Source organism: Undibacterium sp. Rencai35W (genome assembly GCF_049340185.1).
In the GTDB taxonomy this organism is placed as follows: Bacteria; Pseudomonadota; Gammaproteobacteria; order Burkholderiales; family Burkholderiaceae_D; genus Undibacterium.
Window position 1 is genome coordinate 1 of record NZ_JBMPPC010000010.1, and the last position, 21,178, is coordinate 21,178.

23 protein-coding genes are annotated in these 21,178 nt (G+C 50.7%); 14 read left to right on the top strand and 9 right to left on the bottom strand.

What is annotated here, in order from left to right; genetic code table 11:
- The 4 genes from ACO0K3_RS17995 to rpsL all read right to left on the bottom strand — a co-directional run.
- A partial coding sequence (locus ACO0K3_RS17995) for a GTP-binding protein (RefSeq protein ID WP_017454492.1) occupies positions 1-123 on the bottom strand: 123 nt, incomplete at its 3' end.
- 92 nt (positions 124-215) lie between these two features.
- Entirely contained in the window at positions 216-2,321 is a 2,106-nt protein-coding gene (gene fusA / locus ACO0K3_RS18000) for an elongation factor G (protein WP_422954728.1), read from the bottom strand.
- Positions 2,322-2,461: 140 nt separating this feature from the next.
- Positions 2,462-2,932, bottom strand: coding sequence for a 30S ribosomal protein S7 (rpsG, locus tag ACO0K3_RS18005; protein WP_262838688.1), 471 nt, complete (start codon positions 2,930-2,932; stop codon positions 2,462-2,464).
- A gap of 143 nt (positions 2,933-3,075) precedes the next feature.
- Entirely contained in the window at positions 3,076-3,459 is a 384-nt protein-coding gene (rpsL, locus tag ACO0K3_RS18010) for a 30S ribosomal protein S12 (protein ID WP_110258019.1), read from the bottom strand.
- A gap of 484 nt (positions 3,460-3,943) precedes the next feature.
- Here rpsL and ACO0K3_RS18015 point away from each other — a divergent pair, with 484 nt between their 5' ends.
- From ACO0K3_RS18015 to ACO0K3_RS18055, 9 genes are all read left to right on the top strand, one after another.
- A complete protein-coding gene (locus ACO0K3_RS18015) occupies positions 3,944-5,854 on the top strand; it encodes a phosphoethanolamine transferase (protein WP_422987002.1) in 1,911 nt (636 codons plus the stop codon).
- A 408-nt stretch (positions 5,855-6,262) separates the two neighbouring features.
- Positions 6,263-7,393 (top strand): MlaE family ABC transporter permease, encoded by a 1,131-nt coding sequence (locus tag ACO0K3_RS18020; RefSeq protein WP_422987003.1) that lies wholly within the window; start codon positions 6,263-6,265, stop codon positions 7,391-7,393.
- 11 nt (positions 7,394-7,404) lie between these two features.
- Positions 7,405-8,250 carry an ABC transporter ATP-binding protein gene (locus ACO0K3_RS18025; protein WP_422987005.1) on the top strand — a complete coding sequence of 282 codons (846 nt, stop codon included), beginning with the start codon at positions 7,405-7,407 and terminating at the stop codon, positions 8,248-8,250.
- Complete coding sequence (locus tag ACO0K3_RS18030; RefSeq protein WP_422987007.1) at positions 8,250-9,194, top strand: MlaD family protein; 945 nt, start codon at positions 8,250-8,252, stop codon at positions 9,192-9,194. The genes ACO0K3_RS18025 and ACO0K3_RS18030 overlap by 1 nt, the downstream gene beginning before the upstream one ends.
- Before the next feature lie 74 nt (positions 9,195-9,268).
- Complete coding sequence (locus tag ACO0K3_RS18035; RefSeq protein ID WP_422987009.1) at positions 9,269-9,913, top strand: ABC-type transport auxiliary lipoprotein family protein; 645 nt, start codon at positions 9,269-9,271, stop codon at positions 9,911-9,913.
- Between the two features lie 112 nt (positions 9,914-10,025).
- Positions 10,026-11,183 carry a VanZ family protein gene (locus ACO0K3_RS18040; protein WP_422987011.1) on the top strand — a complete coding sequence of 386 codons (1,158 nt, stop codon included), beginning with the start codon at positions 10,026-10,028 and terminating at the stop codon, positions 11,181-11,183.
- A gap of 90 nt (positions 11,184-11,273) precedes the next feature.
- The gene (locus ACO0K3_RS18045) at positions 11,274-11,591 is read left to right on the top strand and encodes a (2Fe-2S) ferredoxin domain-containing protein (RefSeq protein WP_422954735.1); all 318 of its coding nucleotides are present in this window, start codon (positions 11,274-11,276) and stop codon (positions 11,589-11,591) included.
- A 2-nt stretch (positions 11,592-11,593) separates the two neighbouring features.
- On the top strand, positions 11,594-12,247 hold the full coding sequence (locus ACO0K3_RS18050) for an alpha/beta hydrolase (RefSeq protein ID WP_422987013.1): 654 nt from the start codon (positions 11,594-11,596) through the stop codon (positions 12,245-12,247).
- 70 nt (positions 12,248-12,317) lie between these two features.
- The gene (locus ACO0K3_RS18055) at positions 12,318-13,484 is read left to right on the top strand and encodes a D-alanyl-D-alanine carboxypeptidase family protein (protein ID WP_422987015.1); all 1,167 of its coding nucleotides are present in this window, start codon (positions 12,318-12,320) and stop codon (positions 13,482-13,484) included.
- A 94-nt stretch (positions 13,485-13,578) separates the two neighbouring features.
- Here the strand turns inward: ACO0K3_RS18055 and ACO0K3_RS18060 are convergent, their stop codons facing one another.
- The gene (locus ACO0K3_RS18060) at positions 13,579-14,457 is read right to left on the bottom strand and encodes a hypothetical protein (protein ID WP_422987017.1); all 879 of its coding nucleotides are present in this window, start codon (positions 14,455-14,457) and stop codon (positions 13,579-13,581) included.
- A 217-nt stretch (positions 14,458-14,674) separates the two neighbouring features.
- On the opposite strand from ACO0K3_RS18060, the gene ACO0K3_RS18065 reads away from it, so the two are divergent.
- Positions 14,675-15,520 carry a D-amino acid aminotransferase gene (locus tag ACO0K3_RS18065; RefSeq protein WP_422987019.1) on the top strand — a complete coding sequence of 282 codons (846 nt, stop codon included), beginning with the start codon at positions 14,675-14,677 and terminating at the stop codon, positions 15,518-15,520.
- A 17-nt stretch (positions 15,521-15,537) separates the two neighbouring features.
- Complete coding sequence (locus ACO0K3_RS18070; RefSeq protein ID WP_422987021.1) at positions 15,538-15,828, top strand: DUF493 family protein; 291 nt, start codon at positions 15,538-15,540, stop codon at positions 15,826-15,828.
- Positions 15,829-15,988: 160 nt separating this feature from the next.
- Here the strand turns inward: ACO0K3_RS18070 and gcvA are convergent, their stop codons facing one another.
- Positions 15,989-16,873, bottom strand: a complete 885-nt coding sequence (gene gcvA, locus ACO0K3_RS18075) for a transcriptional regulator GcvA (protein ID WP_422954743.1) — start codon at positions 16,871-16,873, stop codon at positions 15,989-15,991.
- Positions 16,874-17,081: 208 nt separating this feature from the next.
- Here gcvA and ACO0K3_RS18080 point away from each other — a divergent pair, with 208 nt between their 5' ends.
- The 3 genes from ACO0K3_RS18080 to lipA are packed head-to-tail and all read left to right on the top strand — an operon-like array spanning position 17,082 to position 19,150.
- Entirely contained in the window at positions 17,082-17,420 is a 339-nt protein-coding gene (locus ACO0K3_RS18080; RefSeq protein ID WP_422987023.1) for a DUF2917 domain-containing protein, read from the top strand.
- A 50-nt stretch (positions 17,421-17,470) separates the two neighbouring features.
- Positions 17,471-18,157 (top strand): lipoyl(octanoyl) transferase LipB, encoded by a 687-nt coding sequence (gene lipB, locus ACO0K3_RS18085; RefSeq protein ID WP_422987025.1) that lies wholly within the window; start codon positions 17,471-17,473, stop codon positions 18,155-18,157.
- A gap of 12 nt (positions 18,158-18,169) precedes the next feature.
- Positions 18,170-19,150: a lipoyl synthase gene (gene lipA / locus ACO0K3_RS18090; protein WP_422961276.1), complete on the top strand. Its 981-nt coding sequence runs from the start codon at positions 18,170-18,172 to the stop codon at positions 19,148-19,150.
- Positions 19,151-19,241: 91 nt separating this feature from the next.
- On the opposite strand, the gene ACO0K3_RS18095 is transcribed toward lipA, so the two are convergent.
- From ACO0K3_RS18095 to ACO0K3_RS18105, 3 genes are read right to left on the bottom strand one after another with little or no spacing between them, the layout of a single operon-like run.
- Entirely contained in the window at positions 19,242-20,132 is an 891-nt protein-coding gene (locus tag ACO0K3_RS18095) for an anti-sigma factor family protein (protein ID WP_422987027.1), read from the bottom strand.
- Complete coding sequence (locus ACO0K3_RS18100) at positions 20,129-20,704, bottom strand: RNA polymerase sigma factor (protein ID WP_422987029.1); 576 nt, start codon at positions 20,702-20,704, stop codon at positions 20,129-20,131. Before ACO0K3_RS18100 ends, ACO0K3_RS18095 begins: the two co-directional genes overlap by 4 nt.
- Before the next feature lie 14 nt (positions 20,705-20,718).
- Positions 20,719-21,141 carry a hypothetical protein gene (locus ACO0K3_RS18105; protein WP_422987031.1) on the bottom strand — a complete coding sequence of 141 codons (423 nt, stop codon included), beginning with the start codon at positions 21,139-21,141 and terminating at the stop codon, positions 20,719-20,721.
- Between the last annotated feature and the right edge of the window lie 37 nt (positions 21,142-21,178).

A 21,178-nucleotide genomic window follows, 5' to 3' on the forward strand; every position in this document is an offset into this window, starting at 1 on the left:
GCCAAATTTCTTGGACAATACTGTCGCAATCGCTGCTGTCAGAGTGGTTTTACCGTGATCAACGTGACCAATTGTGCCTACGTTGACGTGCGGCTTGGTGCGTTCAAACTTACCTTTTGCCATTTTATTCTTCCTTCAAAAAGAACGATTTATCAATAATGTGCCCACCTCGGCATGAGGCGGGCTTTTCAGATACTTACTTATTTCAGCTTAAATTACTTCGCTTTTGCCGTCACGATTGCGTCGATAACGTTTTTCGGCGCTTCGGAGTAGTGCTTGAATTCCATCGTATATGTTGCGCGACCTTGAGTTGCTGAACGCAAGGAGGTCGAGTAACCAAACATTTCGGACAATGGCACTTCTGCCTTGATGATCTTACCGCCGCCACCAGGGATCTCATCCATACCTTGCACCATACCACGGCGCGAGGACAAGTCACCCATGACTGTACCAGCGTAATCCTCTGGCGTCTCAACTTCCACAGCCATCATCGGCTCCAGAATAACTGGGCTCGCTTTACGGCAACCATCTTTAAACGCCATCGAACCCGCCATACGGAACGCGTTTTCGTTGGAATCGACATCATGGTAAGAACCGAAGAACAAAGTTACCTTAACATCAACAACTGGGTAGCCAGCCAATACACCAGAAGCCAGAGTTTCTACAACGCCTTTTTCAACTGCAGGGATGTATTCACGAGGAACAGTACCACCTTTAATTGCGTCAACGAATTCAAAGCCTTTGCCTGGTTCTTGCGGTTCGATCTTCAGAACGACGTGACCGTACTGACCACGACCACCAGATTGCTTAACGAACTTACCTTCGATTTCTTCGCAAGTTTTGCGGATAGTTTCGCGGTATGCAACTTGTGGCTTACCAACTGTCGCTTCAACGCCGAATTCACGCTTCATACGATCAACGATAATTTCCAGATGCAACTCACCCATACCACCGATGATGGTCTGACCAGATTCTTCATCCGTTTTTACGCGGAATGAAGGATCTTCCTGTGCCAGACGATTCAAAGCCAAGCCCATTTTTTCCTGATCAGCCTTAGTCTTAGGCTCAACAGCCTGAGAAATAACTGGCTCAGGGAAAACCATGCGCTCCAGAGTGATGATCGATGCTGGATCACACAAAGTTTCACCAGTTGTCGCTTCTTTCAAACCAACAGCAGCAGCGATATCGCCAGCGTGAACTTCTTTGATTTCTTCACGTTGGTTAGCATGCATCTGCAAAATACGGCCCAGGCGTTCCTTTTTATTCTTGTTCGGGTTATAGACTGTATCGCCCGACTTCACGGTACCAGAATAAACACGGAAGAAAATCAACTGACCAACGAACGGATCCGTCATGATCTTGAATGCCAAAGCAGAGAACTTCTCAGTATCTTCTGCCTTACGCGTTGTTGGCTCATCATCTTCATCCAAACCAGACACTGGCGGAATATCCACTGGTGATGGCAGGTATTCAATGACCGCATCCAACATCGCCTGTACACCCTTGTTTTTAAACGCAGTACCGCACAGCATTGGAACGATTTCAGCAGCAATAGTACGTGCACGAATCGCTGTTTTGATCTCAACTTCAGACAAATCACCTTCTTCAAGGTATTTATTCATCAGCTCTTCATTGGCTTCAGCAGCAGCTTCTACCATTTTTTCGCGCCATTCAGCAGCCTGGTCAGCCAGCTCTGCAGGGATATCACGATAATCAAACTTCATACCCTGAGATGCGTCATCCCAGTAGATCGCCTTCATTTTGACCAGATCGACTACGCCCAGGAAGTTCTCTTCCGCGCCGATTGGGATTTGCATCAAAATTGGGTTAGCTTTCAAGCGTGCGCGCATTTGCTCGTACACTTTGAAGAAGTTCGCACCAGTACGATCCATCTTGTTGACAAATGCCAAACGCGGGACTTTGTACTTGTTCGCCTGACGCCATACAGTTTCAGATTGAGGCTGCACACCACCTACCGCGCAGTAAACCATGCAGGCACCATCCAGCACACGCATGGAACGCTCAACTTCGATTGTGAAGTCAACGTGACCTGGCGTATCAATGATATTGATGTGATGCTCAGGGAAATTATTTGCCATGCCTTTCCAGAAGCATGTTGTCGCAGCGGACGTAATAGTGATACCACGTTCCTGCTCTTGCTCCATCCAGTCCATGGTAGCCGCGCCATCATGCACTTCACCGATTTTGTGGTTTACACCGGTGTAGAACAAAACGCGTTCAGTTGTCGTCGTTTTACCAGCATCAATGTGAGCCGAAATACCGATGTTGCGGTAGCGCTCAATGGGGGTCTTACGGGCCATAGCTAATCCTAAATCTTTTAATGGACAAAACCGAGCGCAATTTTTTGTGAAAATTACGCCCGGCCTGATTCAAAATACTTGCCAGAACTGCTGCATTAATCATCACCTCAATTAAACGCAACAGCTCCCTACTCTTACTCTTAGAAACGGAAGTGGGAGAAAGCTTTATTTGCTTCTGCCATACGATGAACTTCATCGCGTTTCTTCATTGCACCGCCGCGACCTTCTGCAGCTTCCAACAATTCACCACCCAGACGTTGTGGCATGGATTTTTCGCTACGCTTGTTAGCGGCTTCACGCAACCAACGCATAGACAAAGCCAAGCGACGAACTGGACGAACTTCGACCGGCACCTGGTAGTTAGCACCACCAACACGGCGTGACTTCACTTCAACCAGAGGCTTAGCGTTGTTAATTGCCAATGCAAATACTTCCAGTGGATCTTTACCAGATTTTTGCTGGATGTGATCGAATGCACCGTAGATAATGCCTTCAGCAACAGATTTCTTGCCTGACAACATCAATACGTTAACAAATTTTGCAACTTCTACATTGCCGAACTTTGGGTCCGGCAGAATGTCCCGTTTCGGGACTTCACGACGACGTGGCATTTCAATTCCTTTCAATCTTCAGTTGAGCATCGAGCAACAATTCACTCCACACTCGCGGCAAGCCATCATAGCTCACCACTTACTCGACCCATTCGGGACCGACACTGATCCGTAAAGCTTACGGAGATTAAATTACGAGATTATTACTTCTTAACAGCCTTAGCACGCTTCGCACCATATTTGGAACGAGCTTGCTTACGGTCTTTAACGCCTTGAGTATCCAAAGCACCGCGAACCATATGGTAACGAACACCTGGCAAATCCTTTACACGACCACCGCGCAGTAACACTACGCTATGTTCTTGCAAGTTATGGCCTTCACCGCCGATGTACGAAATCACTTCGAAACCGTTAGTCAGACGTACTTTGGCAACCTTACGCAAAGCCGAGTTAGGCTTTTTTGGGGTTGTAGTATAAACACGGGTACATACGCCGCGTTTTTGCGGGCTGTTTTCCAGCGCCGGAGATTTGCTCTTGACACGTGCAGAAACACGTGGCTGGCGAATCAGTTGATTGATGGTTGGCATCGCTCTTAATTCCAACAAAATACAACGTTAAAACACAATCCCGGAAACGGTTGCCCGGGGACTTAAATCCATTTTTATGCCCGATATTTCACTGGGCAAACTCAATTTTTTATTTAGTATGCCGACCACATTTTGCGAGAAAACGTGCTAGCCATAGACCATCCAAAATCGAGAACTCGCAAGTTTAAACCCTAAATAATGCGACTGTCAATCTGTTTGTTTTTCCGGAAGCTACTGGCAAATCAAGTAGCTACGTGCGTCAGCTGCGAGACGGGGCTTATAGAATAGATGGTTTTTGAAGGATTACAAGTATGGATATCGGGACTTGTTTTACTCAATCCGAGTCAAGATTTTCGTAACAATCCTCAAGCCAGGTGCACCTGAGTGCATAAATCATTTATATTTACGCGCTCTATTTAGTTCTGATCAGCTCCCCCGGTTAGCTAAACAGCTCCATTTATCAGATGTCACACTCAGGATCGCTATGCCGTTGTTGCAGCCTGCTGCCTTATTTATTCTAGCCAGCTATTTTCTTTTGTCCGCGCTCCCCTTCTTTTCTCTCTTGCAGGGAAAGCCCGTCGAGCAGGCATGGCATATCATCACGCTGGAATTATTTGCCTGGCTGGGAATCTGGTCATTGTGCAAAAGGCCGCGCTGGTTTCAGTGGCTGCTATTACCCGCTTTTTTTGCGATCCCCACAGAGATATATTTGCGCCTGTTTTTTGGGCAAGGCATTTCGACCCACCATTTGGGCATCATTGCCGAGACTAGTCCAAAGGAAGCGCTGGAGTTTCTCGGCAATAAAACCTGGCTGCTTTTGCTCGTTTCAATTGCCGTGATTGCCTGGTGGTGGAGCGTACTGGTACTCAGCAAACGAACCAAGGCACTGGACTGGGCGCACGTCTCGCGCTGGCCCGTATTATTTACAATTTTGTCAGGCATTGCTGTTTGGACCTACGGTCAGCAAATTGGCATTCAGCCAGCACCAGCCAAAGTCGGCGCTACAGCCAGTGCCATCCCCAGCTCTGCCGGCGGAACAGCCAGCTCATCTGACGACAACGAAGAAGAGGAAGACGACGAGGATAGCAACGCGTCATCCCCAGCATCCTCGCAACAGGCGTCGTCATATCTGGAAAAACAATGGGCAAAACTCTTGCCGCAACTCCCGAAGCTGCCACACTGGGCCAACATCCCGTATGACGAAGAACTGTTTGCCCGCACCTGGCCGTTTGGTCTGGCAGTGCGCGGCGTCGACTTTTGGAATGAGCGCAGCTACCTCTCGAAGCTTGCGGACAAAAGCAGCGAATTCCAGTTTAAAGCCCACCAGACCGGAGATCAGAGCAAGCCGCAGATCGTCGTCATGGTCATCGGCGAATCCTCGCGCTACGATCGCTGGAGCCTGAACGGCTATGAGCGCGATACCAATCCCTTACTTAAACTGGAAAGCAATCTGGTCAGTTTTAGCGATGTCGTTACCGCCGTTGCTGCAACCCGCTTGTCGGTTCCTATCATCGTCTCACGCAAACCCGCTGCGCAAAGTCTGAAAGCAGGATTCTCTGAAAAATCCTTCATCACCGCATTTAAAGAAGCTGGTTTTAAAACCTTCTGGCTATCGAATCAAATGAGTTTCGGTCAATTTGACACACCGACCTCGGTGTTTGCCAAAGAAGCCGATGTCACACAATTTCTTAATCTAGGTGGCTTCACCAATAGCTCAAATTTTGATCAGGTACTGTTAGCACCAATGAGCAACGCCATGCGCGACCCCGCCCAGAAAAAACTGATCGTCCTGCATACGCTCGGCAATCACTGGAACTACAGCCATCGTCACCCGAAAGAATATGACCACTGGAAACCATCGCTGTTTGGCATCGCCAATCCGGCCTACACGGACCTGAAAAACAAGCAGGCGCTCAACAACAGCTACGATAACTCCATCCTGTACACCGACTGGATGCTGTCCGAAGTCATACAAAAACTTAAAGCAAGCGAACAAATCACCTCGATGCTGTATGTGTCAGATCATGGACAGACCCTGTATGACGGCACCTGCAATCTGGCTTTTCACGGACACAATACCCAATACGAATTTCATATTCCTGCGTTCATGTGGTATTCCGACGCCTATCATGCACAACATCCCGACAAAATTGCGCAGCTCCACAAACACCAGAACGCGAAACTCTCAACGGAAAACGTATTTCATTCCCTGCTCGATCTCGCAGACATTCACTATCCCGGAGAGCGGCTGGAATGGAGTTTTTTAAATCCTAAACTGCAGGCACATATCCGCTACGTCGACAGCTATGGCTGGACGAATTATGACAATGCCACATTCAAAGGCGACTGCCGCGAAGTGATGGACAAAAAGACTCCCATACCACAAGAAAAATAGGGAGTATCTGATATTAAAGGCTTATTCCGCAGGCGCTTACTGCGGATTTAATCAACATAATTGCATACTCACTACCAGTATACTAACGACATACAACTAAAGACCAGTGCGGCCCTTAGGTATTACTTTAGGCATTATTTTAGGTATTGCACCGGCAAAGCAGAACGCAAAACATGTGATTAATACCCACCGGCTTGAGCTTGACCGTCTGCCGGTACAGTGCATCGCAACATGCATCACCATTTTGTGTACGCATTACGCACTGCACGCCAGAATACTGGTATGCCGCTAACCACCTCGCTTGCCGGATTATTTTCGAGGTTATTAGCGCAGTGATTTAACCGACTATTTGCGCAATTATTCGCAGCATCATTTGCTGCACTACCTAATCTCCCTTACACTGACCGCATGCCTCGTGAGATTCCCCCCGCTCTGACTATTCAACCGACCTCGCCTGTCACGATACGCCTGACAGGCTCCTGGCGCGCGCATACCTTGAGTGACCGCCAGACCATGCACATTATCAGCAAGCAATTGCATGACCTGTCTTTACCCATCAACGGCACAGCGCACTGGGATCTCAGCGGCATCAGTGCACTTGATCACATCGGTGCACAACTCTTGTGGCAAGCCTGGGGCAAATTGCGTCCTGAGCATCTGGCACTGCAATCCTGTCACGAGGGATTGCTGGTCAGACTAGAAGAAGTCAGTAAACTCCCGGTACCGCGCCCACCCAAAGAGCGCTTGACCCGCGTCATGCGGCTCGGCGTCATCATGCTGGGCTTCTTCGAACATGCCATCGGCCTGGTCGCTTTGCTCGGTCAATTAATGCTGGACCTTATGCGCTTTGTGCGTCATCCGTTAAAAGGTCCGTGGAAAGAAATTTCTGCCAATCTCTATCGCACCGGTTTTCAGGCGCTAGGCATTACAGCATTGGTCGGTGTGCTGATCGGGATCGTGCTGTCCTATTTATCGGCACAACAATTACGGACTTTTGGCGGCGATCTGTATATCGTCAATATTCTCGGCATGAGTATCATCCGCGAGCTAGGGCCACTGCTTGCGGCGATACTGGTTGCAGGTCGCTCAGGCTCAGCTATTACGGCGCAGCTTGGCGTCATGCGTGTCACTGAAGAACTCGATGCCATGCGGGTCATGGGTATACCGCACGGTTTTCGCTTGATCATGCCAAGGGTGCTAGCGCTTGCCATCGCAATGCCTTTGCTGGTGATCTGGACCGATGTCATGGCGCTGATCGGCGGCATGCTCGCGGCACAATATCGACTGGGCATGTCGCCAGAGTTTTTTCTGCACAAACTGCCCGAGGCCGTCGCGCTGGTGAACTATTGGATAGGTTTATTGAAAGGTGTGACGTTTGGCATATTGATTGCGCTGGTCGCCTGCCATTTTGGCTTGCGCATCAAACCGAATACAGAAAGTCTGGGGCAAGGTACCACCAGCTCCGTCGTCATCTCGATCACAATCGTGATCATCGCCGATGCCGTATTCGCGATTATGTTCAGTAAGGTCGGCTACTGATGGACAAAATCATGACCAGCTATGCAGCCCAAGGGAAGCCGCAAGGCGATGCTACAGCAACTACCAGACGACCGGTGATTGATATTCAGGGACTGCGCACGCAATTCGGCCGTGCCGTGGTGCATGACAATCTGCAACTCCAGGTCATGCAGGGCGAGATTCTCTCTATCGTCGGCGGCTCCGGTTCGGGCAAAACCGTTCTGATGCGTCAGATGCTAGGACTAGAGAAACCTAAGCGCGGCACCATCCGGGTATTTGATGAAGATATTCACGCGCCCAAAGAAGATAATCTGGATTTTTTGCGACGTCGCTCGGGTATGCTATTTCAGCATGGGGCTTTGTATTCCGCGCTGACGGTATTCGACAACGTCGCGCAGCCGATGCGCGAGATGGGCACCTTGTCCGAGAGTCTGATCGCCGATATGGTGTATTTAAAACTGCATATGTCGGGAATCGCTTTTGAACATGCGAGCAAAATGCCGTCGGACTTATCCGGCGGCATGATCAAACGGATTGCACTGGCTCGCGCTCTGGCGCTTGATCCTGAATTATTGTTCCTGGATGAACCGACTGCCGGACTGGACCCTGATCGATCAGACAGCTTCGTCAGCCTGATTCAGGAACTACATCAGCAACTGAACCTGACTGTGGTTATGGTGACGCATGACCTGGATACTTTGTTCGCACTATCAAACCGGATTGCGGTGCTCGCAGATAAAAAAGTCGTTACCATCGGTGCGCCGCAAGAGGTCGTCACGTTCAAACACCCATTTATTGAAAAATTCTTCCTTGGTGGTCGCGGCATGCGTGCCATGGAAGTGTTTGCGCCTACGGGTGCTGAAGGAGCAAGGCCGTAATGGAAAACCGATCACATGCCCTGATGGCGGGCTTTTTCACCATCGCCCTGCTTGTGCTGACCGCCGTGTTCGCGCTCTGGCTGGGCAAGGATAAAATCAAACGCACACCGTATGAGATTGCCACCAAGCTTTCTGTTGCGGGGCTGAACGTGCAAGCTGCCGTGCGCTATAAAGGGATCAAGGTTGGCAATGTCAGCAGTATCAATTTCGACCCCGCAGTACAAGGTCAGATTTTGCTCAAAATCGATGTCGTCAGCGACACGCCGATCACACCCGACACCTACGCCACTCTCGGTTATCAGGGTATTACAGGAATCGCTTACGTACAGCTCGATGAAGACAACGTCCATGCGCCGCATGGTGCTTTAATTGCCGCCAGCAGCGATGCGCCCGCACGCATTCCGCTCAGGCCCGGGATTATGCAAAATCTCGAACAACGCGGCATGGCGATACTAAAGCAGACCGAAGAACTGACTAAACGCATCAACACGCTGCTGGATCCGGATAATCAAAAATCTATCGCCAGCGCGATCGACAACATCGGCAAGGCCGCCGCCGCATGGCAAAAAGTACCGGACAGACTAGGACCGACTTTAGATAAATTACCCGCACTGGCAGATCAAACGCAAAGCACGCTGGTCGCCGTTAAAACACTGTCGGGCGACGCCAGCAAGCTCAGTAATAATTTGAACCAGTTCACAATCAGCATGCAGGCACCGGACGGACCGCTAGCCAGGCTAAACAACTCGGTAGAGCTTATCAGCGCTGGCATCAGTCAGGACACGCTGCCAAAAATCAATGCCGTGACCACGGACGCACGTAATAGTTTGCGCTCGATCAATCGCACTAGCGATGCGCTGAACGAGCGCCCGCAAAGTCTGTTATTTGGCAATCCCACGACCCCGCCGGGTCCGGGTGAAGCCGGATTCAGTCCGGCGAAATAATGGACTCAGGGCCGTCCAATTAGCTTACTCATTGCCTTACTAAGTTACGCCAAGTCCGCAACCAAGGAATTGTCATGAATTACCGAAATATCGCTTATCTGCTGAATCTGATGGTCTGTCTGTTCCTGCTACAAGGATGCGCAAGTCCGGCACCTGTCAAACAAGCCTATGATTTTGGCTCCATACCGGCAAGTGGACCGGCCAGATTAAGTGCACCATCAACAGCAACACCGCCAAGCACAACGACTGCAGCGAATTTCGCCATTAGCCTCGCTGACATCAATACCCCGGCATCGTTAGACGGCACGGCCATGCTATATCGCCTGGAATACGACAACGCACAGCAAACACGACCGTATTCTCTGCATCGCTGGAGCATGCCACCGGCGCAATTGCTGGCGCAACGTTTAAAAGCGCGCATCGCCGACGCTGGCGGCAGCGTCGTATCGTCTCGCGATGGGGTCAATAACTTGCCGCTGCTACAAATCGATCTCGATGAGTTCTCACAAGTTTTTAGCTCCGGCTCGGCAAGTACTGCACAAATCCAACTCCGCGCAAGCGTAATCAAAGGACGCACGCTACTTGCGCAGCGCAGTTTTAGTCAGCAGATCGCCTCATCTAGCGCCGATGCGCCCGGTGGCGCCAAGGCGATGATGAACGCCAGCGATGCCGTCATCGCCGACCTGCTGGCATGGCTGAATACTCTGGCACTGCGCTAGTCGCTACTTGGTTGTTAGCGTTCACTTGTAGACGGATCATTTTTACGCTGATCTTTTTTAAGCTGATCACTTTTCTCTTGTCACACTCCTTTTATCCCTTACTCAACCGCCGATGGAAGAAAACAGTATCAGCACTGATCCGACTACCTCGTTCGATGAGCTGATCGCCGAACGTCAGGCATCGCCGTTCGCAAGAGCAGCACTGATGGCGTATCTGTTCCTGATTATGTATGCGAGTCTGTATCCTTTTTCGGGCTGGCAAAACGATAATCTGGCCGCCTTACTGGATGTGATTCAGCAATGGCCGCGTTACTGGACAAGCTTCGACGCCCTGACCAATGTGCTGGGCTACATCCCGCTTGGCATGCTGATTGTGTTCGCACTCTACCCCGTGTGCCGCCGCAGTGTGTCGGTCGTGATTGCGTCCGCCGGTGGTGCACTGCTGTCAGCGACGATGGAGATCACGCAGTACTTTCTGCCGAGCCGCGTCACTTCCCTGCTCGATTTTTTAACCAATGCGGGCGGCTCCATTATTGGCGCCATCATCGGCGCACTCATGATTCCGCTCTTACTGGAAAAAGGCCGCCTGCGTTTATTGCGAAAGCGCTGGCTGTATACCGAAGCCAGCAGAGAAATTCTGGTGCTGAGCCTGTGGCCGATGGCGCAGATTTATCCACAAGCGTATTTATTCGGACTGGGGCAAATCCTGCCCATCCTGTCGTTCTGGATCAACGATTTTTTTGACTTGTCGATTGATATCAGCAGCCTCCTGATCAACGACATCGACCTGAGCCCTGAGCAATTTTTACTCGCAGAGACGATTATTACGGCTTGTGGTTGTACCGGCGCGGTCTTAATCGCCTTATCCATCTTGAACCGTCATGCGCCCAAAGTTCGCCTGGCAGGATTACTGTTAGTCGCCGCCATTTGCGCCAAGGCGCTGGCAAGCGCACTCTTGTTTAAACCGGAATTCGCCTTCACCTGGCTGACTCCCGGTGCGCAAGGCGGCCTGGTGATTGCCGCGATCATGCTGTATGGCTTTTCATTTGCACCTCATCATGTGCAGCGACGCTTAGCGATCCTGATGTTGGGAATTAGTTTGACCGTTGTGAATCTGGTGCCGATCAACCCTTATTTCATCGTCACACTACAGACCTGGGTGCAAGGTAAATTCTTGAACTTCAACGGAGCCGCGCAGTTTTTATCCTTGTTATGGCCATTCCTGACGCTTTGGATTTTGCTCAGCAGAAAATTACCTGAACGCAAGTAAGCAGGTTTTTTTCTAAAGCGCCCATGCATCAAGTCTGACTACCTCGCTAGCGTGTATCATACTGGCTCACTTTAGACACACCGACATATCATGGCTGACACTCCCTATTTTGAAAAACACGTGTTTTTTTGCATGAACCACCGCGATGACGGTCGCCCCTGCTGCATGGATCGTGGCGCTCAGGCGGCACAAGAGCATGCAAAAAAACGCATCAAGCAACTTGACCTGAACGGGCACGGCAAGATCCGCATCAACAAAGCAGGCTGCCTGGATCGCTGCGAAGAAGGCCCAGTCATGGTGATCTATCCGCAAGGAACCTGGTACACCTTTGTCGATCAATCCGATATTGATGAAATTATCGAGGTCGATCTGGTCGGCGGACGTACTGTTGAACGGTTAAAAATTTAAGCATGAACGCCCAAACTGAACATTTCATGATCAGCGGTGCAGTCGGGCAACTCGAATGCGCGCTCGATCTGCCGGATGCCGGACAATTCGCCGCGCCGCGAGGGCTGGCACTGGTCGCACATCCGCATCCGCTATTTGGCGGCAGTATGGATAACAAGATCGCCCAGACATTGGCACGCGCCTTTGTCGCGCTTGGCTATGTTGCCGTCCGCATGAACTTTCGCGGCGTCGGCAAATCCGAAGGCGTCCATGACCATGGCGCTGGCGAAACCGATGACATGGCTCTGCTGCTCACCCATATGCGCCAGCGCTATCCTGAGCTGCCGCTGGCGCTCGGTGGATTTTCTTTTGGCACCTTTGTGCAGTCACAATTACAGCAACGACTAAACGCACAAGGCAAACCGGCGGAACGTCTCGCCCTGATCGGTACCGCTGCAGGAAAATGGCCGATGCCCGACGTCCCTGCAAACACGATACTGATCCATGGCGAACTCGATGACACGATCCCCTTGCAGGCTGTGTTTGACTGGGCACGTCCGCAGGACATTCCTGTCATCGTGATTCCGGGCGCGGATCATTTTTTTCATCGCAAGCTGCAACATATCAAAAACTATGTAGTCAACTTGTGGGATAAACCTGAGATATCTTCAATTTAGTCATTTATTTCTGCAATTTATTTTCGCATTTATTTTTGTCTTCCCATTAATACCGCTCACTACCGATTCAATGAAAAAATTCTTCGCATCACTACTCAGCATCAGCGCACTCGCTACCAGTATTTTCACCGCCCCGGTCGCCACAGCACAAAGTCTGCCAGCGCCAACGATCGCCGCCAAATCCTGGCTGCTGCTCGACGCGACCAGCAATCAGGTCATCGCCTCGCAAGACCCGACGCTGCGCATAGAGCCTGCGTCGCTGACCAAGATCATGACCGCCTATCTGGTGTTCACGGCTGTCAAAGAAAAAAAGCTTGATCTCAACCAGAGCGTGAATGTTTCAACCCGCGCCTGGAAAGTCGACGCCAGTAGCTCAAAAATGTTTATCGAACCCAACAAGCCCGTCACCATCAATGAATTGCTCTATGGACTGATCGTCCAGTCAGGTAATGATGCGGCGGTAGCCTTGGCTGAAGCAGTCGCCGGTAGCGAAGACGCATTCGTCGTACAAATGAATCGTGAAGCAGATCGTATCGGTTTGAAATCCAGTCATTTCGCCAATCCGCATGGCTTGCCCAGTCCGGAAAATTACTCAACTGCCCAGGATTTATCCACGCTGGCAGCACGCCTGATCGCCGATCATCCTGAGTTTTATAAAACGTACTACTCAACCAAAAGCTACACCTACAACAAAATCACACAGCCAAACCGCAACCGCCTGCTGTGGCTGGACCCGACTGTCGACGGCATGAAAACCGGTCACACCGAAGCCGCAGGATACTGCCTGATCTCCTCGTCCATCCGCCCCAACGGCACAGGCCAGCGCCGCCTGATTTCTGTCGTAACCGGCACCGCCAGCGATCAGGTACGTGCACAGGAAAGCCTCAAACTATTGAACTGGGGTTTCCTGAATTTCGACACAGTCAAACTCTATGAAAAAGGTCAGGCAATCGCCACACCAGAAATCTGGAAAGGCACCCAAGCCCAGATCAAAATCGGCTTTAACCGTGATTTGTATGTGACCTTGCCAAAAGGCGCCGCAGCCAAGCTAAAACCTGCACTCGAACGCAAAGACCCGCTGGTCGCGCCGATTGCCCTGAACGGCAAAGTCGGCACCGTAAAAATGATGTTAGACGGCAAACCCGTCGCAGAATTTCCGGTGCTAGCCCTTGAGCAAGTCGAACAAGCCAGCATCTTCGGACGCGCATGGGATTCGCTGCGATTGCTGTTTAAATAATCCAGCCTTTTCAATGAAAAACGGAGCTACTTCAGCTCCGTTTTTTTATTTTGAAAATACTTTTTCAGTTATAAAATATTCTTAACTGCATATACTATTTGGCGATCAAAGACTGTATTGCTGGTGGTGATGCCGTAGTCGCGCCAAGAAAATAACTACCATCCGGATTTGCACCAAGTTCGGTTTCGATCACTGCGAGTGATCCCGATACTCTTCGTTTTTTTCCAACCATCGAGGGGGCGCAGGTAGGCTCGGCGCTTTGTCCCGTGCATATCCATGCCATACCGCCATCCGCTACCACATCAAGCGTTACCACACCTGAGGAAACTAAATGCGATCCAAGTGGAACACGCTTCGTCTTTCCCGACTGGTGCACTTGCTTATCGATATGATAGTTACCAACCAGAGTGACGATAGTGGCATCTGAATATTTTTTCTGTGCACTCTGGATATTCCGGGCCATGATACTGTCTCTCATATTTCCGACATCGCCCTTTTCAGCAACCACAATGGCCCAATCGTTTGCATCTAAATCCATCGCCACAAGATTCACACTAGCACCGGCATACCTCAATTCACGAATCAGTTTAATCAATTCAAACATGGCGATACTAGAGCGCCCGTCTTGCATTGATCGCGACCAGAACGGCCCTGATAGTAAATTTCTCTCATCGTTGTAAGTGCCATCTGAATTCAGATATGCATTAATGATTGTTTGTTCCTCACTGGCGATTTCCATGATGAGTACAACCGGACGCGCCTTTTTTCCGGTGGCGAGTTCGCACACAACACGCCCAACAAATCGTGGAATTTCCTGTGTCCCATGAATCTCACCGAACATTAACAGTCTTGACTCAGGTAAATTTAGGTTGGTTGTACCAGCGGGACTACATTCGCCAGCATGCGATATATCAGGCGTCAATGCCAGGGCTAGGGGGATAAAACCAAACATAGCAAAGAGAATTTTTTTCATAAATTTATGACTAAAAAAGCAATTTACGCATCATGAATTAAGACATATGAGGAATGCAAGGTGTTTTATTCAGTCACTAGCTACTTTCTGCACGATCAAATTAGTTACATAAAGCCCAAGACATCATCAAATTCATTCCTAATTTGCATAACCTTAGAGTAGCTTCTGTGTAAAAATTTACGCATCCTCTTTTTCACCACCAATAACTGACCACATCATGAATGATCCTCTTGTTTATCTGAACGGCAGCCTGACGCCACTCTCTGACGCCAAAATCCCTGTGCTGGATCGTGGCTTTATTTTTGGTGATGGTATTTATGAAGTGATTCCGGTGTACGGGCGGAAGATGTTTCGCGCTGACCAGCACCTGGCGCGCTTGTTTCGCAGTCTGGCGGCGATTGGTATTCCTAATCCGCATGACAAGGCGGGCTGGCTGGCGCTGATTGCGCGGGTTATGGATGCCCATCCCGCTGACGATCAGATGGTGTATCTGCAAGTCACTCGTGGCGTGGCAAAACGTGCGCATGCGTTTCCTCAAGAAGTCGTGCCTACTGTTTTCATCATGACCAATCCGATTGTGTTGCCAACGGACGCGGTGCGTGCCAAAGGGGTAACTTGCGTGTCGATGGAGGACAAGCGCTGGTTGCGTTGCGAGATTAAGTCGATCTCGTTGCTGGGTAACGTGCTGGCAGCGCAAAACGCGGCGGAGCACGGTGCGACCGAGAGCATCCAGTTTCGCGATGGCTTTTTGACCGAGGCATCAGCGTCGAATGTCTGGATCGTCAAAGACGGTGTACTGTCGGGACCGCCAAAAGATAATCTGATACTGGAAGGTATCCGTTACGGCCTGATCGAAGAACTGTGCGCCGCGAATGGCATCAGCTTGCAAGCGCGCAAAATTACACGTGAAGAAGTGTTCGCTGCCGATGAAGTATTGTTATCATCCGCAACCAAAGAAGTGCTTGCTGTCGTGAAGTTAGACGAGCAGACTATTGGAAAAGGCGTTCCCGGCCCCATCTACCAGGAACTGTATGCGGCCTACCAGCTAGCGAAAGCCGCTTAATTTTCTGAGTTATTACTATGTCAAACCAAATCCTCCCCCCTGTCGATCCTGCTGAAAGCCTGATTGAGTATCCAAGCGAGTTCCCGATCAAGATCATGGGGGTAATGCACGACGACTTCGCGCAAACCATGGTGGAATTGGTAACATCGCACGATCCGACTTTTCATGCAGGTAAACTGGAAATGCGTCCGTCGTCAAAAGGCACGTATCTGGCGCTCACCGTGACTGTCTGGGCTGTCAGCCGTGAACAACTGGATAATTTGTACCGCGAATTGTCTGGACATCACATGGTGAAAGTCGTGTTGTAAAAAACCGGACTCCTACGTCAGACAATCCGTATCTGTATCCTTATCGGAGTATGACTATACTCCTCCTCAGTATAATTTAGCCCACTGCGCCAATAAAGCGGAGTGGGCCTTTTTTATATGCCTGATCAGGGGAGTATCTGTAATTAAATCATCGCGGTATTTACTTGCCAATTTCTTCCAGTAACCAGGCTCGAAACGCTTTAACCTGCGGCTTCTCCATGGCATGCGCTGCGTAAACCAGGTGGTAGGACACCGGACTTGGGATGGCGATATCAAATAAACGCACCAGCAGCCCGCTTTCTATATCTGGCCGCACAATCGCATGCCGCCCCAGAGCAATGCCCTGACCGTCCACCGCAGCACGCGACAGAATTGAGGCGTCCTGAAACACCAATCCGCTGGTCGGCTCCTCATTATCCAAGCCTGCCGCGCGGAACCAGGGTTCCCACGGCTCCTCATCACAACGCAGCAAATGGGACGACGCCAACTCAGCAGGCGTTTTAGGCAATTGCCCTCCGTGATAGTAGGGGCTCACAACCGGGTAATAATAATCACCCATCAGCAACTCGCTCACCAGTCCCGGATAATTACCCAGACCAAACCGGATCCCGATATCAATCGACTCACGGCTAAAATCAGAAAGTTGATTACTGGACTGCAAACTTACTTCCAAATCCGGATAATGCTCAATAAATCGCCCCAGTCGCGGCGACAGCCAGCGCGCTGCAAACGAAGGCAATGCCGTGATCGCCAGTCTTGGCTGCTGCTGCCTCACCTTCAGCGTCTCAGCCGCTTTGGCAATATCCCCCAGTGCCGTGCGTATCGTGTTGGCGAACTGCTCGCCATCCGGCGTAATCGCAATGCGCTTGCCGTGGCGGGTGAACAGCGCAACGCCCAGCTCTTCCTCTAAAGCGCGGACCTGATGACTGATCGCACCATGCGTCAGATGTACCTCATCCGCAGCCCGTGAAAAATTCTGATGTCGTGCCGCTGCCTCAAACGCGCGCAGTGCCGCCAAATTAGGCAAGCGTCGAAAATCGCTCATCGCTTTTTGAACTCCGTTTTGTTGTGGATCAAACGCATTGCAATCACATCTCTATGTGAATTAAATTAGCAAACAATTCAAAAATTACTCGTTTTGCATATCCAATTTGAGCGCCTACAATGCTTTTATCGCAGCGCAACAAATGATTTTCACTCTCTGCAAATCACGATGACGCTGATTTTAATGCCACAAAGCAAGGAGTTTTGAAATGACAAATAATTTCGCAAAACCATCTTACACCATTCCTTCCGGTGACACCGTTTCCGGCATGCTGGAACAAGCACGCCGCATCGAGATCGCGTGCGGTCGCGTCTGGCTGACGATTGCCGGTGAAGAGCATGATTTCTGGTTGTCTGCCGGTGATACAGTCAATCTGCCAGCAAACCGCCTGATCGTGATCGAATCGGATCAGCAAGCAAGTTTGATTGAATTATCCAATGTCGTCGAAGCGACTACTGGCTCAAGTATGCAGCAGCACACATCACTGAACGTAGCCAGCTATTTGCAAAAACTGTCGCAAAAGTTGCGCGACCAAGTATTTGCCTGATTCTCTGCAATTGCGAACGGCAAGGGCGCGAACTGTTAAACTAGCGCCCTATGCCAGAAAATAGCTCAGAAAACATTTTAGAACTCAGCCTGTCTTCAAACGCGCCCAGAATTCTGCGCCGCGGTCTTGAAGATTATCAAGCCAGCTTCGATGCAATGCGCGCCTTTACCGATGCACGCAGCGCCGATACCCCCAATGAATTCTGGATCGTCGAACATCCTCCCGTATTCACTCTGGGCCTTGCTGCGGATCAGTCGCATGTTCTGGCCCCCAATCACATTCCCGTCGTACAAACCGATCGCGGTGGCGAAGTCACCTACCATGGCCCCGGCCAGGTCGTGATTTATCTCATGATGGATCTGCGCCGCAGCCATCCCAAGGCACGCCTGTTTGCACGTGAATTTGTGAATAAGATAGAACAAGCCGTGATCGACACCCTGGCAGCGTATAATCTTGCTGGTGAGCGCAAGGTCGGCGCGCCGGGCATCTATGTCAGCAATGGCGAATTTGCCGGAGCCAAAATTGCTGCACTAGGACTTAAAGTGCGTGGCAACGGCTGTACGTATCACGGCGTGTCATTGAATGTCGACATGGATCTGACGCCATTCTCATGGATCAATCCTTGCGGTTATGCCGGTCTGGCCACCGTCGATATGAAAACGCTGGGTGTCTGCGCAGCACTGGACGATGTCCAGAACACCCTCGCTCACCATTTGCAAGACCTTTTGACTTCGTAATTACTCAGCACCATGACAACCGAAAACACACCCGTCTCCGCAGCAGCAACCACCGCATACGATCCGACTGAGAAACAAAAAGGCGCCAGTAAAACCGCGCGTATTCCGATCAAAATCGTCCCGATGGAACGTCTGCCAAAACCGGACTGGATCCGTGTTAAAGCCGGTTCGCCGACCACACGTTTTTACGAAATCAAAGACATCCTGCGCGCCAACAACCTGGTAACCGTGTGCGAAGAAGCCTCCTGCCCGAACATTGGCGAATGCTTCGGCAAAGGCACGGCGACCTTCATGATCATGGGTGACAAATGCACACGCCGCTGCCCGTTCTGTGACGTCGGTCATGGCCGCCCTGATCCGCTCGATGTCAATGAGCCACTGAACCTGGCGAAAACCATCGCTGCGCTCAAACTCAGCTACGTCGTGATCACCTCCGTCGATCGTGATGATCTGCGTGATGGCGGTGCTGCTCATTTTGCAGAATGCATTACCAAAATCCGAGAATTGTCACCATCAACCCGCATCGAAATTCTGACACCAGATTTCCGCGGCCGCATGGACCGTGCCCTGGAAATTTTGAATATGGCACCACCCGATGTCATGAACCATAATCTGGAAACCGCACCACGCCTCTACAAAGAAGCACGTCCGGGATCAGATTACGACTACTCACTGAACCTGCTCAAGCGTTTTAAAGAACAGCATCCCAACACACCGACAAAATCCGGCATCATGGTCGGTCTGGGTGAAACCGACGAAGAAATCTTGCAAGTCATGCGCGACATGCGCGCCCATAATGTCGATATGCTGACCATCGGTCAATACCTGGCACCAAGCGGACATCACCTGCCCGTGCGCCGTTACGTGCATCCCGACGTATTCAAAATGTTTGAAGAAGAAGCCTACAAAATGGGGTTTGCCCACGCAGCGGTCGGTGCAATGGTGAGGTCGTCGTACCATGCAGATCAACAAGCACATGGCATAGGCGAATAAAAAACAGGTCGCAAGTTACTTCCAGATAGCATAAAAAAATCCCCGGTAATCGCTGAAAACGACCGGGGATTTTTATTAGTCACTTAGCGTATTAACGAGCTTGAGTCTCTGGCGGAATTGGCACAGATCCTGGCTGCAACTGCTCAAATACCAGCATCGATAATTGCGACAGGCTGTCTTTGTCAATATTGCCGGACAGGGCGTAGCCGAACTGACCGTCTATCCAATAAAACACACTAACCTGACCTTCTTTGAGATAACGAAAACCCGTGTCTTTGTTACTCTTGTTTTCATTCGACGCATACAGGGTCAAACGCAGACCCGAGGCGTTCTGGTACATAAATTGTGCCACGGGTCCGGAGCTGCCCGGCAGCAAGCGACCGCCGACCAGTTCATAGCCTTTTGCGCTTAGTTTCGGCGGCTTGAGCGGGCTGCCGAGTCGTTTCGATAACCACTTGACCAATTGCTCTTCCTGATCCGAACCGACCTCGACCGGACGCTTGACGTCTGGCGTGTAGACCACGTGCGCAATGGCGGCGCGATGGGGCAGACTATCGGTCTGATTGTCAGCCTGATTACCTGCGGAATGGCCCTGCTCGTTGATTGCCAAGGCCGCGTTCTGCGTTGCATGCAAATTCCAGCCAGCCAGGCCGCCACCTGCACCACATATCACCGCGAATAGGATGCCTGCGGCGATCCGTTGCAGAGACCCGTACGATAAAAAAAAGCGCTGACTTTGTACTGACAATTTTTGTGCAGACAATTGCTCTTGCAGCCTCAGCGGAATTGGCTCGTCGAGTACGTCGTCCACGATCTGATGGATTCCGGCATTCTGCGATTGGTAAGCTTGCACTCTTAGCAGATCTTCCGGATGCTCCGCCAACCATTGCGCAACTTCGTGCCGGCGTGCATCGGATAATGCATCATCGACATAGGCGTGCAAATCGCTTTCAGATATGCTCGGAATGGACGGCGACATCATTTAACAACCTTTAATGTGGGTAATGTTCCAGAATTATTTTTATGCGTTTGAGGCGTGTCATTGGTCGCCATCAACAGCCGTAATTTTTCGCGCCCGCGACTCAGGCGCGACATGACAGTGCCGAGCGGAATATCTAAGGCCAGCGCGATCTCTTTGTAATCCATCTGCTCTAGCGAAACCAGCAACAAAACTGCGCGCTGCTCTCGCGGCAGCATGCGTAACGCAGTATGCAAATCATGCATCTCCAGACGGTCACTTTGTGTTGCACGAGTCGAACTTTCTACCGTTTCCTGCCCGTCTGCGTTGCGATTGTCCTCTGCGACTTGCTCCATATCGATCAGTTGCAAAGAACCTTGTCTGACCTGCGTCACATACAGGTTGTGCATGATGCCAAATAACCATGGCCGGATATCACCGCCTGCGCGCCATTGTGCACGCTTCAGCCATGCGCGCTCCAGCGTGTCCTGTACCAGATCATCGGCAAGCACTCTATCTGCCACCAACGCCCGCGCATAACGTCGCAGGCGCGGCAAGCAGTCGGTCATTAACGCGGTGAGATCAGCTAATGCCATTGACGGTAGTGTCCTTAGTTTTTAATGACGTGCCAGATTTCTTTCACGTTATCGCCAGTGCGATCGCCCTCTTGCTTATCTTTTGCAAACATATACAGCGGCTTGCCTTTATATGCCCATTGCTTACTACCATCGTCGCGCGTGATGACGGTGTAATCACCACTACCAGTTGCACCGGCGGCTGCCGTCAATGCAGGCCAGAGTGTCAGGCAGGCATCGTTACAGACGCTTTTGCCGTTACCGGTGACATCTTTATCAAAAGTGTACAACGTCATGCCAGCCTGGCTCACCAGAATATCGCCGGATTTTTTGACTGGTACATCGGCGGCTAATGCAACACTAGCGAGCGAAAGAGAGGTCAGCAGAGCCGCTACCAAGTGCGAAATTTTCATCATATCTCCAGATTCATCATTGAGTTCATCGTTAAATTCATTCATAACAAGAGCGTTACAACTAGGTATACGCAAAAACTCG

What these genes read in the sequence shown, in the direction of transcription:
- ACO0K3_RS18045 (WP_422954735.1), top strand. Translation starts at nt 11,274, where the DNA reads ATGGCTGACACTCCCTATTTTGAAAAACACGTGTTTTTTTGCATGAAC.
- ACO0K3_RS18070 (WP_422987021.1), top strand. Translation starts at nt 15,538, where the DNA reads ATGTCAAACCAAATCCTCCCCCCTGTCGATCCTGCTGAAAGCCTGATT.
- ACO0K3_RS18020 (WP_422987003.1), top strand. Translation starts at nt 6,263, where the DNA reads ATGCCTCGTGAGATTCCCCCCGCTCTGACTATTCAACCGACCTCGCCT.
- ACO0K3_RS18065 (WP_422987019.1), top strand. Translation starts at nt 14,675, where the DNA reads ATGAATGATCCTCTTGTTTATCTGAACGGCAGCCTGACGCCACTCTCT.
- ACO0K3_RS18095 (WP_422987027.1), bottom strand. Translation starts at nt 20,132, where the DNA reads ATGATGTCGCCGTCCATTCCGAGCATATCTGAAAGCGATTTGCACGCC.
- rpsL (WP_110258019.1), bottom strand. Translation starts at nt 3,459, where the DNA reads ATGCCAACCATCAATCAACTGATTCGCCAGCCACGTGTTTCTGCACGT.
- ACO0K3_RS18015 (WP_422987002.1), top strand. Translation starts at nt 3,944, where the DNA reads ATGCCGTTGTTGCAGCCTGCTGCCTTATTTATTCTAGCCAGCTATTTT.
- gcvA (WP_422954743.1), bottom strand. Translation starts at nt 16,873, where the DNA reads ATGAGCGATTTTCGACGCTTGCCTAATTTGGCGGCACTGCGCGCGTTT.
- ACO0K3_RS18080 (WP_422987023.1), top strand. Translation starts at nt 17,082, where the DNA reads ATGACAAATAATTTCGCAAAACCATCTTACACCATTCCTTCCGGTGAC.
- fusA (WP_422954728.1), bottom strand. Translation starts at nt 2,321, where the DNA reads ATGGCCCGTAAGACCCCCATTGAGCGCTACCGCAACATCGGTATTTCG.
- ACO0K3_RS18100 (WP_422987029.1), bottom strand. Translation starts at nt 20,704, where the DNA reads ATGGCATTAGCTGATCTCACCGCGTTAATGACCGACTGCTTGCCGCGC.
- ACO0K3_RS18040 (WP_422987011.1), top strand. Translation starts at nt 10,026, where the DNA reads ATGGAAGAAAACAGTATCAGCACTGATCCGACTACCTCGTTCGATGAG.
- ACO0K3_RS18025 (WP_422987005.1), top strand. Translation starts at nt 7,405, where the DNA reads ATGACCAGCTATGCAGCCCAAGGGAAGCCGCAAGGCGATGCTACAGCA.
- lipA (WP_422961276.1), top strand. Translation starts at nt 18,170, where the DNA reads ATGACAACCGAAAACACACCCGTCTCCGCAGCAGCAACCACCGCATAC.
- ACO0K3_RS18035 (WP_422987009.1), top strand. Translation starts at nt 9,269, where the DNA reads ATGAATTACCGAAATATCGCTTATCTGCTGAATCTGATGGTCTGTCTG.
- ACO0K3_RS18060 (WP_422987017.1), bottom strand. Translation starts at nt 14,457, where the DNA reads ATGAAAAAAATTCTCTTTGCTATGTTTGGTTTTATCCCCCTAGCCCTG.
- ACO0K3_RS18055 (WP_422987015.1), top strand. Translation starts at nt 12,318, where the DNA reads ATGAAAAAATTCTTCGCATCACTACTCAGCATCAGCGCACTCGCTACC.
- rpsG (WP_262838688.1), bottom strand. Translation starts at nt 2,932, where the DNA reads ATGCCACGTCGTCGTGAAGTCCCGAAACGGGACATTCTGCCGGACCCA.
- ACO0K3_RS18050 (WP_422987013.1), top strand. Translation starts at nt 11,594, where the DNA reads ATGAACGCCCAAACTGAACATTTCATGATCAGCGGTGCAGTCGGGCAA.
- ACO0K3_RS18105 (WP_422987031.1), bottom strand. Translation starts at nt 21,141, where the DNA reads ATGAATGAATTTAACGATGAACTCAATGATGAATCTGGAGATATGATG.
- lipB (WP_422987025.1), top strand. Translation starts at nt 17,471, where the DNA reads ATGCCAGAAAATAGCTCAGAAAACATTTTAGAACTCAGCCTGTCTTCA.
- ACO0K3_RS18030 (WP_422987007.1), top strand. Translation starts at nt 8,250, where the DNA reads ATGGAAAACCGATCACATGCCCTGATGGCGGGCTTTTTCACCATCGCC.